The organism is Janthinobacterium sp. SUN206, from assembly GCF_030587305.1.
Classification (GTDB): domain Bacteria; phylum Pseudomonadota; class Gammaproteobacteria; order Burkholderiales; family Burkholderiaceae_D; genus Janthinobacterium; species Janthinobacterium kumbetense.
In genome coordinates this window covers 1,839,494-1,852,338 of the sequence record NZ_JAPWIB010000001.1, presented here as the reverse complement: position 1 = coordinate 1,852,338, position 12,845 = coordinate 1,839,494, and the positions used below count along the sequence as shown (strand labels likewise).

The window sequence follows — 12,845 nt, the reverse complement described above, 5'->3', positions numbered from 1 at the left end:
CCATGGCAAAAGTCAAGACCATCTACACCTGCAGCGATTGCGGCGCCATCAGCAACAAATGGATGGGGCAGTGCACCTCGTGCAACCAGTGGAATACCATGGTGGAAACCCTGCCCGAGACGGGCGGCAACAACCGCTATTCGAACCCGCAGCACATGTCGCTGGCGCAGACGGCGCCCGTGCTGTCGCTCGACGATATCGACGCCATCGACGTGCCCCGCTTCGGCACGGGCATCGAGGAATTCGACCGCGTGCTGGGCGGCGGCATGGTGGCGGGCGGCGTCGTGCTGATCGGCGGCGACCCCGGCATCGGCAAGTCGACCCTGCTGCTGCAGGCGCTGGCCAATATGTCGCACCACAAGCGCGTGCTGTACGTCAGCGGCGAGGAATCGGGCGCGCAGATCGCCTTGCGCGCCAAGCGCCTCGTCATCGACGCCAAGGAACTCAAACTGCAGGCCGAGATCCAACTGGAAAAGATCCTGGCCACCTTGAACGACCTGAAGCCGGAAGTGGTGGTGATCGACTCCATCCAGACCGTGTATTCGGACGCGCTCAGCTCGGCGCCTGGTTCCGTGGCGCAAGTGCGCGAATGCGCGGCCCAGCTCACGCGCGCGGCCAAGCAGACGGGCGTGACCATCATCCTGGTGGGTCACGTGACGAAAGAGGGCGCGCTGGCCGGTCCCCGCGTGCTCGAACACATCGTCGACACGGTGCTGTACTTCGAGGGCGACGCCCATTCCAGTTTCCGCCTCGTGCGCGCCATCAAGAACCGTTTCGGCGCCGTCAATGAACTGGGCGTGTTCGCCATGACGGAAAAGGGCTTGAAAGGGGTGTCGAACCCGTCCGCGCTGTTCCTGTCGCAGCACGACAACCAGGTGCCGGGCTCGTGCGTGATGGTGACGCAGGAAGGTACGCGCCCGCTGCTGGTGGAAATCCAGGCCCTCGTCGATACGAGCCACTTGCCGAATGCGCGCCGCTTGTCCGTCGGCCTGGAGCAGAACCGCCTGGCCATGCTGCTGGCCGTGGCGCACCGCCACGCGGGCATCGCCGCCTTCGACCAGGATGTGTTCATCAACGCCGTGGGCGGCGTGAAGATCACGGAACCGGCGGCCGACCTGGCCGTGTTGCTGGCTATTAATTCGTCGATGCGCAACAAGCCGCTGCCGCGAGGGCTGGTGGTGTTTGGCGAAGTGGGGCTAGCCGGCGAAATCCGTCCCGCGCCACGGGGCCAGGAGCGCTTGCGCGAAGCGGCCAAGCTGGGCTTTACCTTGGCCGTGGTGCCCAAGTCGAACTTGCCCAAGCAAGTCATCGAGGGCCTCAAGGTCATCGGCGTCGAGCGCATCGACGAAGCGTTCAACAAGTTGCGCGACCTGGAGTAAAAGTTGGTATGGTTTAAATGCCAAGCTTGAGACAAGTCAAACAAAATTTCCGTTTAGAACTATAATATTTGTCCGATGGATGCGCCTCGCGCATCCGCATCGACAATGCATAGATAGAGAAGCGGAATACAGTGTCAGTTGAGCAAAGGCAGGGCGCACGCAAGATATTGCGTGCCAAGGCAATGTTGGTAATGGATGGCGCGGGCCCCGTGGCGGCGCGCACCCTCGATGTGGGGCCGGGCGGCATGTCGGCCGTCATCGCGGAACCGGTGCCGACAGGCAAGAAGGGCAAGGTGCTGTTCGAATTGTTTTACGATGGCGCGGCGCACATCATCGAGGCGCGCGTGACCGTCTCGCACTGCATTTTCAGCAGCGCAGGTTTCAAGGTGGGACTCACTTTCCAGCAGCTGGACATGGCCGTCAGCAGCGCCATTTCGAAATTCATGCGCTGAGGCACGCCCGAAGATAAACGGCAAGTGATTGCGCTAAAATGGTGCATATGGGTTTGCAGTCAGGAAAAACCTGTTCTGTTCGCTGTTTTGATATTCCGGTAATACTGCATAATTATCAACCAGAAGAGGGACCTTGCCGCGCCACGCGCGCCTGCCGTCCGTTTCCAGCGCAGCACGGTCAGGACCTGAACCGTGCGCCATGACCTTACACCCGACGGGAACGCCTACCATGTTTAATTCGACCATCAACAGCAGGGCCTACACCAATAACACGCAGCAGACGACGCAGGGCAATATCTCGGCCGATGTGTATGCGAAGGTGGAGCGCCAGATGCAGTCGCAAAACACGGGCGTAGTCAAGCTCAACGCCAGCCTGGCGCGCGACCAGGCCAAATTCTCCGGCCTGGGCCAGCTGCAATCGGCGCTGGCGAAATTCCAGACCGTGGCCAAGAACATGGCCGGCAGCGGCCTGGCCACGTCGGCCACGTCCAGCAGCAAGGATGTGCTGAGCGCCACCACTACCGACAAGGCGGTCAGCGGCAGCCATGAAATGAACGTCAAGCAACTGGCGCAGGGACAGACCTTGCTCAGCGGCGCGCAGAAATCCTCGAGCGCGGCCATCGGCACGGGTGCGCCCGCGCTGGTCAAGATTGAAGTGGGCTCGGCCGACGGCAAGCAATTTACGCCCGGCAGCGGCAAGATCATTGCGGTGACCATCGACAGCAGCAACAATAGCCTCGACGGCATCGCCGCCGCGCTCAAGCAGCAGGGCGTCGACGCCAGCGTGGTGAAGGGCGCCGATGGCTATTCGCTGGCCATCAATGGCAAGAGCGGCGCCGACAGCAGCATGCGCATCAGCGTGTCCGGCGACGCGGCCGTCAGCAATCTGCTCAGCTATGCGCCCGGCGCCGGCAAGGGCATGCAGCAAACGGCCGCCGCGCAGGATGCGCTGCTGACCGTTGACGGCAAGGAAATCAAGAGCGCCACGAATACCCTGACGACGGCCGTCGAGGGCGCCACCATCGAATTGAAGAAAAAAGGCACGACCGACCTCGTCATCGCCAAGGACAGCAGCCAGATCGCCAGCAACGTGGCCAGCTTCGTCACGGCCTACAATGAACTCAACAGCAAGCTGCAGAGCCTGCAGCAGGGCGACTTGAAGTCCGACACGGCCCTGGGGCAAGTGCGCTCGCAGATGGAACAAGTGCTGCGCACGGCCAGCACGGGCGTGCCATCGTCGGTGCTGGGCAGCGCCGGCGTGACCCTGGGCAAGAGCGGCGAGCTGGTGCTCGACGACAAAAAACTCAAGGCCGCCATCGCGGCCGATCCGGACGCCGTCAGCAAGATGTTCACGAATAACGGCAAGGGTGTGGCGGACCAGTTCGCCAGCAAGATCGGCGAGCTGACGGGCGAAACGAGCATCATCCGCAAGGAAGTGCAGACGGTCGGCAAGGACATCACGACGCTCACCAACAAGAAAGCCGTGCTGGCCAAGGCGCTGACGGCCCAGGCGCAGGCGCTGGTGAAAGCGTATTCCGCCCAGGAACAGATGGGAACGAACTCGGCCTTGCCGGGTTATACGGGCAAGAATTCCCTGTTCGACTTCATGGCTTGAGAGCGCACCGCTAAAGCGCCCATGGCGGCGTTGCATCGCCTTGCCGTGCCAGCGTACTGCCTGCGGCGCTGCGCCTTGCCCTGAGCGCTGTATCGGCGCGCTTTCCAGTTGGCTAGATTCTGTCGCCCTGGGCAAAGAAGGCCGACGGCGAACTGCCGAAAGTCTTCTTGAACATGGCGGAAAAGGCCGACTGGCTGGCGTAGCCCAGTTCTTCGGCCACTTGCGACAGCGGCACGCCGCGCGCGATCAGGGGCGCCGCGTGCGCCAGGCGCACTTGCTGGCGCCACTGGCCAAAACTCATGCCCAATTCCCGTTCGAACAGCCGCGCCAGGGTACGCTCCGAGGCGCCGACCTGCTGCGCCCAGTGTTCCAGGGTCTGGTTCAAGCCCGGTTTCTCGATCAGGCTGTCGCACAGGCTTTTCAGGCGCTTGTCGCCCGGCAAGGGCACGCGGATGGGGCGCGTGGCCGAGCGTTTCAATTCGTCGAGGATCAGTTCGGCCAGCAGCGCTTCGCGCGCCGGTTCCTGCCCCGGATCCAGCTGTTCCAGCGCCATGATCAGCTGGCGCAGCAAATTCGATACTTCCAGTACCTTGCAGTCGTGGCCCGCAAAGGGCGCGCGCGCGGCATGGATGCACAGGGGGCGCAAGCGGGTCTTTTCCAGTATCGTGACGGCATGCTCCACGTTGGGCGCGATCCAGATGGCGCGCATGGGCGGCAGCACCCAGCTGCTGTTGTTGGCGGTGATGCGCAGCACGCCTTCGAGCGCCATCGTGACCTGGCCCCAGGGGTGGCTGTGCGGCAATAAGAATTCATCGGGTTGCAGGTCGCGCGCGATCATGGTCACGGGAATGGTGGCGCTGGGCGCTTCCCGTGGCGGACACATGCGGGTATGGTGGAGGATAGGTACACCCATCAGCTTGGCCTTAATTCGATAAATTATGTCGTTCTGTCGGAAAACAGACGATGGTATTTTGCATACACTTGAGCTTCACCAGTATAAGACAGGGTATGACATGATAACAACTAACTCGGCATCCGGACTTCCCACCTTGCGCGGCGATGCGCGCGTCATCGCCCTGGTGGGGCTGGCGCATGGCGTGTCGCACTTTTATCACCTGATCCTCGCGGCCCTGTTCGTCTGGCTGAAACCCGCCTTCGACCTGTCGTATGCGGAACTGGGCTTGCTGATGACGGTGTTCTTCATCATCTCGGGCGTGGGGCAGGCGCTGGCCGGCTTTGTCGTCGACCGTTTCGGCGCCCGTGCCGTGCTGTTTTCCGGCATTTTCTTGCTGGGCGTGTCGGCGCTGGCCCTGTCCACCGCCCACAGCTATGCGGCGCTGATGCTGGGCGCCATGCTGGCCGGCATGGGCAACAGCGTGTTCCATCCGGCCGACTACACGATCCTCAACCAGCGCGTGTCGGCGGCCCGCGTGGCCTACGGCTTTTCCGTGCATGGCATCAGCGGCAATATCGGCTGGGCCCTGGCGCCCCTGTTCATGACGTATGTCGCCACCAACTACGACTGGCGGGTGGCCTTGCAATGCGCGGCCGTGCTGCCGTTCGGCGTGCTGCTGATCCTGTTCCTGAACCGCCACGCCATCCGCCCCGAACCCGTGAAACAGGCCGCGCCGGGCCAGGCCGTGGGCGGCGAAGGCACGCTGGACTTCCTGCGCCTGCCTGCCGTGTGGATGTGCTTTGCCTTCTTCTTCATTACCGCCATCGCCCTGGGCGGCATCCAGAGCTTTGCCAGCGTGGCCCTCGTCAAGCTGTACGGCATGAGCCTGGCGCTGGCCACGAGCGCCTACACGGCCTATATGCTGGCCTCGGCCGTGGGCATGCTGGCCGGCGGCGTGGTGGGCGCGCGCAGCAAGCAGCCGGACCGCAACGTGGCGATCGCCTTTGCCGCCGCCGCGCTGCTGGCCGTGCTGCTGGCCATGGCCGTCGTGCCGGCCTGGGGCGCGGTGGTGCTGATGGGCGCCATCGGCCTGATGTCGGGCGTGGCGGGGCCGTCGCGCGACCTGATGATACGCGCGGCGGCGCCGAAGAATGCCACCGGGCGCGTGTATGGCGTCGTGTATTCGGGCCTCGACAGCGGCCTGGCCGTAGGGCCTTTGTTCTTTGGCGCGCTGATGGATGGCGACCATCCGGCCATGCTGTTCGTCTTCATCGGCCTGTTCCAGGCGCTGGCGATCGCCACGGCCGTGGGCGTGGGCGGCAAAACACGTGCCGCGGCGCTGCAAAAGGCATAGAATCGTTGCCATCTGCCATGAAAGGAATCCCCATGACCTTTGCCACCACCGACCTGTGCGACGACTATGCAGCCATGCTGGACGATGGCACCCTGGCCGTGCTGCCGCCCGTGTACCGGGCCTTCGGCCAGCGCGTGCGCTTCAGCGGCCCCGCCACCACCTTGCACGTGTTCGAGGACAATGCGCTCGTGCGCAGCACCCTGGAAACGCCGGGCCAGGGCCATGTGCTGGTGATCGATGGCGGCGGCAGCCTGCGCCGCGCGCTGGTGGGCGGCCAGCTGGGCGTGCTGGCCGAAAGCAACGGCTGGGCTGGCATCGTCGTCGATGGCTGCATCCGCGACAGCGAGGAAATCAATGTCTGCCAGATCGGCGTGCGCGCCCTGGCCACGCATCCGCGCAAGAGCAACAAGACGGGCGCCGGCCAGCGCGACGTGCGCGTGCAGATCAGCGGCGTGGCCGTGCATCCGGGCGACTGGATCTATGCGGATGCGGATGGCATCCTGGTGGCGCGGCAAGAGCTTGATTGAGGGTCGTCCTCTGGAGGAAGGGGGAGGTGCCTGAAGACGTTGCAAATTGCTCACATTAAATATATTTTTGCAAAGTTCTTGGATTTTCATCCTGGCTGCGATATGATTTCACTTAAGGTAACTTTAATGCCAATAAGGCAAGGAAATCAACTCATGAAAATCGCCACCATCGCAGCCGTTGTCGCCCTGTTTGCTGCCGGCACCGCCAGCGCCAGCCCTGTCAACCTGATCACGAATGGCAATTTTGAAACAGTTGCTTCCGGCTATACCTTCGACAGCGGCTTTAAAGTCGTCAACAGCGGTTCGTCGGCCATCACTGGCTGGACCGTGGGCGCCAGTTCCGTCGACCTGATCCGCAATGCGTATAACGCCATCAACGGCTACAGCGTCGATTTGCTGGGTACGCCAGGTCCGGGTTTCCTGTCGCAAAATTTCAGCGTCGTTGCCGGCCAGACGTACAGCCTGACCTTTGACATGGCGCGCAATTCCGGCGGCCCAGCAGGTCAGGGCGTGAGCGTCAATTTCGGTGGCGTGGTGGGGGATTTCTACTCGACGGCCGCCGCCTCGAACACCTTGTACAGCAACACCCTGAGTTTCACGGCCGCTTCCACGGGTCTGGCGACCCTGTCGTTTGCCAGCGCCGCCAAGGCTGGCACGCCGTTCGACAATTACTCGGGCGCCGTGATCGACAATGTTTCCGTGATGGCCGCCGTGCCTGAACCGGAAACCTACGCCATGCTGCTGGCCGGCCTGGGCCTGATGGGTTTCCTGCGCCGCCGCAAGGCCGGCAAGTAATTCCAGCTTTGCGCCACGTCAAAACCGCCTGCTGCGTTGCACAGGCGGTTTTTGTCATTTTGGGGGCGGCGCGTAGCCCGCATCGGGCAAACAGCCGCCGCGGCGGTATTTAGCTGACTGCATCGGCATTGCCGCGCAAGGGGCAGTCCGCCGCCTGCGGTTCCATCCGCCGCGCCAGTTCGCCGCGCAGCTGCGTCAAGCCGGCGATGCGCGCATCGATGTCGGCCAGCTTGCGCGCCAGCGCCGCGCGCAGCAGGTCCGCCATGGCCGGATCGCCTGCGCCGGCCAGCAGCGGCATGTCGGCCTCGATTTCCGCCAGCGTAAAACCCAGCTGCTGCGCCGTGCGCAGGTAGCGCAGCCAGTCCGCCGCCTCGGGCGGGTAGTCGCGGTAGCCATTCGCGCCGCGCCGCGCGCGCAGCAAGCCCCGCTTTTCATAGAAGCGCAGGGTATCGCGGCTCAAGCCCGTCGCCTGCGCCATCTCGCCGATCTGCATGGAAATATTCCTTCATAAAATGCTTGACCATGGAGTGTACTCCAGCCTTGAGAATGGATGCTTTCCATACACAGGAGTTGCCATGTTGTCCGTTTCCGCCTTCCGCCGCGTGGTGCGCGCCAGCGCCATTTACGATGTGCTCATGATTGCCCCGTTTACCACGCCGTGGACGTTTTTGCTGCTGCGCGAGCACTTGAACGCCATCAACCTGGCCCTGGGCGGCGCGCCACTGCCAGTGTTCGAACCCTTGCATTTGCTCATCAGCAGCTTGCTGGGCAGCGTGGTGATGGTCTGGTCGGTGCTGCGCATGCTCGATCCGCAGCCGCGCTTCGGCCGCTATGACGCCGTGGCCCGCTACCTGTTTTCCACCTGGATGGCGTGGGCCTTGCTCATGACGGGCCAGCCCCTGCTGTGGCTGTTCCTCGTGCCGGAGCTGGCCTGGGGTCTCGCGCAAAGCTTGCCGGTGCGCCGCAGCGAGGGTGGGCGGGAAGGGCGCGCGCGCGAATCGCTGTTGAGATGACGATAACGAAATGCAATAATGGCCGTGCTCGCAGTGCAACAATGACTGCAATGAACGACTATTAAGGGAATGACTATGCAGCAGGATGCCGCAGGAAAAAACATGGCGTTGCTCGATCCGGTGGTGGCGCCGCGCATCGCGGTGACGCGCCTGGTGACGGGCCTGCTGCAAGGCTTGCTGCTGTACTGGCTGTACAGCACGGCGCAAGACAAGGTGTGGCCCGCCACGGAAGCCTATCTGCTGGGCCCGTTGATGCTGATCAGCTTGCTGTTGCCCATCTTGCTGGTGTCCAGCCTGGGTCACATGTCCCTCAAGCGCATCGCCCTGTGGATGGCCGGCGCGGCCGTCGTGCTGGCCGTGCTGGCCTGGCACGACGTGGCGCGTGGCGCTGAGCACGTGATTTGGGGCAACTACAAGCCGGGCGCGCCGCTGCGCGTGATTTCGGCCCAGCTGTTCGGTTTTTGCGTGGTGGGGTTTTATATCGCCCACGCGCTGGTGCTGGCCAGCGCCCAGGATGGCCGGCGCATCGCCCGCTACCCGACCTACTTTGAAATCGCCTGGAAGCTGGGCATCCAGTTGCTGTTTTCCCTGCTGTTCGTGCTGGGTTTGTGGCTGGTGCTGTGGCTGGGCGGGCAATTGTTCCTGCTGATTAAGCTCAGTTTCCTGAAAAAGCTGCTGGGCCAGGCCTGGTTCGTGATTCCCGTCATCTGCTTCGCGTTTTCCTTTGCCATCCACATCACCGACGTGCGCCCATCCATCGTGCGCGGCATCCGCACCTTGCTGCTGGTGCTGCTGTCGTGGCTGATGCCGATCGCCGCCGTGCTCGTCTCCGGTTTCCTGCTGACCTTGCCTTTCATCGGCTTCGAGCGCCTGTGGGCCACGCGCCATGCGGCGTCCGTGCTGCTGGGCATGGCCGGCGTGCTGGTGGTGCTGATCAATGCCGCCTTCCAGAACGGCGAAGTAGGCCATGGCGTGGCGCGCGGCATCCGCCTGGGCACGCGCCTGGCTTGCCTGCTGCTCCCGTGGGTGGTGGGCATCGCCATCTATGCGCTGACCTTGCGCGTGATGTCGCACGGCTGGACGTCCGACCGCCTGATCGCGGCCGCCTGCCTGCTGGTCGCCACCTGCTACGCGGCCGGCTATGCCTGGGCGGCCAGCAAGTATGGCGACTGGCTGCACCTGATCGCCAACGTCAACGTGGCCACCGCCTTTGTTACCCTGCTGGTGCTGTTCGCCCTGTTCTCGCCGCTGGCGGACCCGGCGCGCATTTCCGTGGCCAGCCAGATGGCGCGCCTGGACAGCGGCAAGGTGGGCGTGGACAAGTTCGATTTCGAATACCTGCGCTTCCAGGGCGCCCGCTATGGCCAGGCGGCCTTGCAGGAATTGACGAAACGCACGACGGGCCCGGATGCGGCCATCGTGCGGGCGCGCGCCGACGCCATGCTCAAGCGCCAGAACCGCCTCGACGAGACGGGCGCGCTGAGCGACGTGTCGATCAACCTGACCCTGCGTCCGGCGACGGCGAAGCTGCCGGACAGTTTCCTGCGCCAGGACTGGACGCAAGTGGGCCCCGCCTGGCGCCTGCCCGCCTGCTTGAAGCGGGCAGGGCCGCAGTGCGACGCCTACCTGCTCGATTTCGATGGCGACGGCAAGCAGGACGTGTTGCTGATCAGCAATGATCCGCGTGCCTCGTCGGTGTTGCTGGCGGAAAAAGAAGACGGCAGCTGGACGGCGCGCGGGCAAATCCCCACCGATGCCCTGCGCTGCAAGCCCCTGCGCGAGAAGCTGCAAGCGGGCCAGTTCCAACTGGTGCCGCCGAAGGTGCGCGAGCTGGAAGTGGATGGCCAGCGCGTGCCGATGACTTTGTATACGCCGGAGGACGAGGTCAGCTGCCCGGACGAAACGACGCCGGCACCGTAAATGGCAGGAGGAGGGCGCGCAGCGGGGCTTGCAGCGCCGGACGACACCGCCAGCTTGCCCTGAAGGCAGCAATGTCGTGCACTGCATCATTCCGACGGTCCCGTATCGGCGGAAGCTGCGAATGACGATGGCCGGCCGGAGGCTGCCACTGAAGCGTTGAATCTGACAGCGCTGGCCGAGCCACCCTTCTGGCGAGAACAGATCGGATGGAAGCGGATGCTGTTTGTTTTCCTCATCGAGGTGATTTGATTTTTCTGCAATATGTTGCGCAATATATTGTATGATTGGATTTCACCGAGGGGGAACATCAGAATGCGTTATCACTTATGTCTGCTTCAAACGCTGTCGGCCTTGTCCATCCTGTGCGCACCGGGCGCTTTTGCCGGGGAGCCTGGCCTTTCGCGCAATGAAAAGAGCGAGATCATCGCCTCCCTCAATAGCACCTTGAATGCAAACTACGCGTTTCCGGACATCGCAAGAAAAATTGCGCCGGTGCTTCAGGAGCATCTGACCAAGGGCGATTATGACTCGGCGACGACGCAGGCAGAGTTTGCGAGCAAGCTGACGGACGACCTCGTCAAAGTCAGCGGCGACCTGCATTTCTTCGTGGGCGCCGACCCCAAATGGATCGCGGAATTCAAGGCAAAGGCCAACCCGACGCTCAAGGCCAAGATACGCAAAGAAGAATTGAGCAGGCTGGAGGAGACCAATTTCGGTTTCGACGAGGTCGCTCGCCTGAAGGGAAATATCGGTTATCTACGCTTCAGCTATTTTGCCGATCCGGAACTTGCCCATGATACGGCGGCGTCCGTTATGCGCTTCGTCGGCAATACGGACGCCCTCATCATCGATTTGCGCTATAACAATGGCGGGCATCTGGAAATGGCGCAGTTTCTGGCGAGCTATTTCTTCTCCAGCGAGAAAGACCAGCTGCTCTTTGACTATTACTATAACGAGGATGGCAAGCGTATCCAGCGCGGGCAATGGGTGTTGCCGGGCCTGCCGGGCAAGCGCATGGTGGACAAGCCCGTCTATATCCTGACCGGCTCCACGTCGTTTTCCTCCGCAGAATGGTTTTCCTATGCGATGAAGAAGCTCGGGCGAGCGACACTGATCGGGGAGCGCACCGCCGGCGGTGCGCATCCGGTGGCCCGCAAGCCGCTCAACGACGATTTTTTCGTGCAAGTGCCGATCGGCCAGATCCAGGATCCCGTGGAGCATGGCGATTTCGAAGGAACCGGCGTGCAACCCGATATTCCAAGCCCGTCCATCCGCGCGTTGCCTCTGGCGCACAAGCTGGCGCTTGAACATCTGGCGAAGACCGATGACGCCAGGCGAACCGAACTTGCCTGGCTGCTCCCCAGCTTGACGGCAGCGATCGAGCGCCCGCATGTCGATGCCGGGCTGTTGACGCAAGCCGCCGGAAAATATGAAGGCCGCCAGATCGTCCTGGACAAGGGCACGCTCTACATTATCTGGCGCGACCGGTTTCGGGTCGCGCTGGAGCCGATCGGTCCCGACCTGTTCGCGGTGGAAGGCGTGTCGGATTTTCGATACCGCTTGAATGTTTCGCGCGGGAAAGTGACGGCGCTGGAACGCGTGAACCAGGACGGCGGCATCCAGAGGTACAAGCGCCTTGACTGAGAAGACACCTCACCCGGCCGCGATCGATGACGCCGTGTTTCTCGGCCGCGCCGTCGAACGGCTGAGCGTCCTGATCGCTGAGCAATCCCAGACCGTCTTCGACACGATGGGGATCGTCATCCCGGTTCGTTCGTGTTCGCTGATGACTGTTCTGGCGACGCTCGGCACGGCCTCCGCCTCGGACCTGGCGCGCGAACTCGGACATTCGCACCAGCTGGTCATGCAAAAGATACCCAAGCTGCTCCGCCTGGGCCTGATACAGCATCGGAACGATGACAATGATGCCCGGCGACGGATATTCATGCCCACTGATGAGGGTTTGTCGCAGCTGGCGAAATTCGGGCAGTGCACGGTGCTGATACGGGCGGCCTATGCCGGCTTGTTTGCCGAGGTGGGGGACGTGAGGCAATTCGTGGATCGGGCCGCCGATGCCCTCCACGCGAAGCCGCTGGACAAACGCATCGATTCCCCGGGCTGACGCAGACGGTGTTTGCTTCAGGCCGCGAGCAGAGCTTTCCGCATGCTTGTCCGGGCGGGGGGCCGCTGTAGCAGTCGTTCGACTGATACAGCATGTGCTTGTATGGGTCGCCTTGTGCCTTGTCCCTGGCGTGCCGCGCTTCTAGACTGGGGCCTTCTCCACGCTGCGACTGCCTGCCATGACCGAACTCTTGCCCCTGATGAGCTATTGCTTTGTGATGTCCGCCACGCCCGGGCCGAACAACGTCATGCTGGCCACCACCGGCGCCAATTTCGGCTATCGCGGTGCGCTGCCGGTGATTCTCGGCATCCAGGCCGGCATCTTCGTGCAGACCGTGCTCATGTGCGTGGGCCTGGGCAGCGTGTTCGTCGCGTATCCGATGGCGCAGCAGGTGCTGCGGATCGCGGGCGCGCTGTACCTGATATTCCTGGCCTGGAAGCTGGCCGGCGCCTCGGTGGCGGGAAGCAGCGCGCCGAAGGCCGTGTCGTTTGCGCAGGCGGCGCTGTTTCAGGCGCTGAACCCCAAGAGCTGGCTCAAGGCGGTCACCATGGCGTCCGTCTTCATGCCTGCGCAGGGCAACATGCTCGCCAGCGCGCTGCTGGTGTCCGCGACCGGCACCGTGGTGGGCACGCCGTGCAACGCCATGTGGGCGCTGTTCGGCGTCTCGATCCGCAGCGTGCTGAAAGCGCCCCGCAACCAGCGCATATTCAATCTGGCGATGGGGGCCGTCCTGCTGGTCCTCGCCGTGCTGTTTTTGCGCTAGACTGCCACCC

General features: G+C 63.1%; 13 protein-coding genes. 11 read left to right on the top strand and 2 right to left on the bottom strand.

The window, feature by feature from the left end:
• Nucleotides 1-2 precede the first annotated feature (2 nt).
• The 3 genes from radA to fliD all read left to right on the top strand — a co-directional run bounded on the left by radA (nucleotide 3) and on the right by fliD (nucleotide 3,446).
• Nucleotides 3-1,379 (top strand): DNA repair protein RadA, encoded by a 1,377-nt coding sequence (radA, locus tag O3300_RS08330; RefSeq protein WP_034779363.1) that lies wholly within the window; start codon nucleotides 3-5, stop codon nucleotides 1,377-1,379.
• A 131-nt stretch (nucleotides 1,380-1,510) separates the two neighbouring features.
• Nucleotides 1,511-1,831, top strand: a complete 321-nt coding sequence (locus O3300_RS08325; RefSeq protein WP_305052680.1) for a PilZ domain-containing protein — start codon at nucleotides 1,511-1,513, stop codon at nucleotides 1,829-1,831.
• A 229-nt stretch (nucleotides 1,832-2,060) separates the two neighbouring features.
• Nucleotides 2,061-3,446 (top strand): flagellar filament capping protein FliD, encoded by a 1,386-nt coding sequence (fliD, locus tag O3300_RS08320; RefSeq protein ID WP_305052679.1) that lies wholly within the window; start codon nucleotides 2,061-2,063, stop codon nucleotides 3,444-3,446.
• 112 nt (nucleotides 3,447-3,558) lie between these two features.
• On the opposite strand, the gene O3300_RS08315 is transcribed toward fliD, so the two are convergent.
• Nucleotides 3,559-4,359: a helix-turn-helix domain-containing protein gene (locus tag O3300_RS08315; protein ID WP_180278731.1), complete on the bottom strand. Its 801-nt coding sequence runs from the start codon at nucleotides 4,357-4,359 to the stop codon at nucleotides 3,559-3,561.
• 100 nt (nucleotides 4,360-4,459) lie between these two features.
• Between O3300_RS08315 and O3300_RS08310 the strand changes: the two genes are divergently transcribed.
• The 3 genes from O3300_RS08310 (at nucleotide 4,460) to O3300_RS08300 (ending at nucleotide 7,017) form a co-directional block, all read left to right on the top strand.
• Nucleotides 4,460-5,695, top strand: a complete 1,236-nt coding sequence (locus O3300_RS08310; RefSeq protein ID WP_305052678.1) for an MFS transporter — start codon at nucleotides 4,460-4,462, stop codon at nucleotides 5,693-5,695.
• 32 nt (nucleotides 5,696-5,727) lie between these two features.
• Nucleotides 5,728-6,222, top strand: a complete 495-nt coding sequence (gene rraA / locus O3300_RS08305) for a ribonuclease E activity regulator RraA (RefSeq protein ID WP_035820358.1) — start codon at nucleotides 5,728-5,730, stop codon at nucleotides 6,220-6,222.
• A gap of 153 nt (nucleotides 6,223-6,375) precedes the next feature.
• Nucleotides 6,376-7,017, top strand: coding sequence for a choice-of-anchor C family PEP-CTERM protein (locus tag O3300_RS08300; RefSeq protein ID WP_305052677.1), 642 nt, complete (start codon nucleotides 6,376-6,378; stop codon nucleotides 7,015-7,017).
• 109 nt (nucleotides 7,018-7,126) lie between these two features.
• On the opposite strand, the gene O3300_RS08295 is transcribed toward O3300_RS08300, so the two are convergent.
• Nucleotides 7,127-7,510, bottom strand: a complete 384-nt coding sequence (locus O3300_RS08295) for a MerR family transcriptional regulator (RefSeq protein ID WP_305052676.1) — start codon at nucleotides 7,508-7,510, stop codon at nucleotides 7,127-7,129.
• Nucleotides 7,511-7,592: 82 nt separating this feature from the next.
• Here O3300_RS08295 and O3300_RS08290 point away from each other — a divergent pair, with 82 nt between their 5' ends.
• From O3300_RS08290 to O3300_RS08270, 5 genes are all read left to right on the top strand, one after another.
• Nucleotides 7,593-8,030 carry a hypothetical protein gene (locus O3300_RS08290; RefSeq protein ID WP_289897248.1) on the top strand — a complete coding sequence of 146 codons (438 nt, stop codon included), beginning with the start codon at nucleotides 7,593-7,595 and terminating at the stop codon, nucleotides 8,028-8,030.
• A gap of 102 nt (nucleotides 8,031-8,132) precedes the next feature.
• The gene (locus O3300_RS08285) at nucleotides 8,133-9,950 is read left to right on the top strand and encodes a DUF4153 domain-containing protein (RefSeq protein ID WP_305052675.1); all 1,818 of its coding nucleotides are present in this window, start codon (nucleotides 8,133-8,135) and stop codon (nucleotides 9,948-9,950) included.
• A gap of 312 nt (nucleotides 9,951-10,262) precedes the next feature.
• Nucleotides 10,263-11,594, top strand: coding sequence for a S41 family peptidase (locus O3300_RS08280; RefSeq protein WP_305052674.1), 1,332 nt, complete (start codon nucleotides 10,263-10,265; stop codon nucleotides 11,592-11,594).
• Nucleotides 11,587-12,072, top strand: coding sequence for a MarR family winged helix-turn-helix transcriptional regulator (locus O3300_RS08275; protein WP_305052673.1), 486 nt, complete (start codon nucleotides 11,587-11,589; stop codon nucleotides 12,070-12,072). The genes O3300_RS08280 and O3300_RS08275 overlap by 8 nt, the downstream gene beginning before the upstream one ends.
• A 178-nt stretch (nucleotides 12,073-12,250) precedes the next feature.
• Complete coding sequence (locus O3300_RS08270; RefSeq protein ID WP_289904286.1) at nucleotides 12,251-12,835, top strand: LysE family translocator; 585 nt, start codon at nucleotides 12,251-12,253, stop codon at nucleotides 12,833-12,835.
• Nucleotides 12,836-12,845 lie beyond the last annotated feature (10 nt).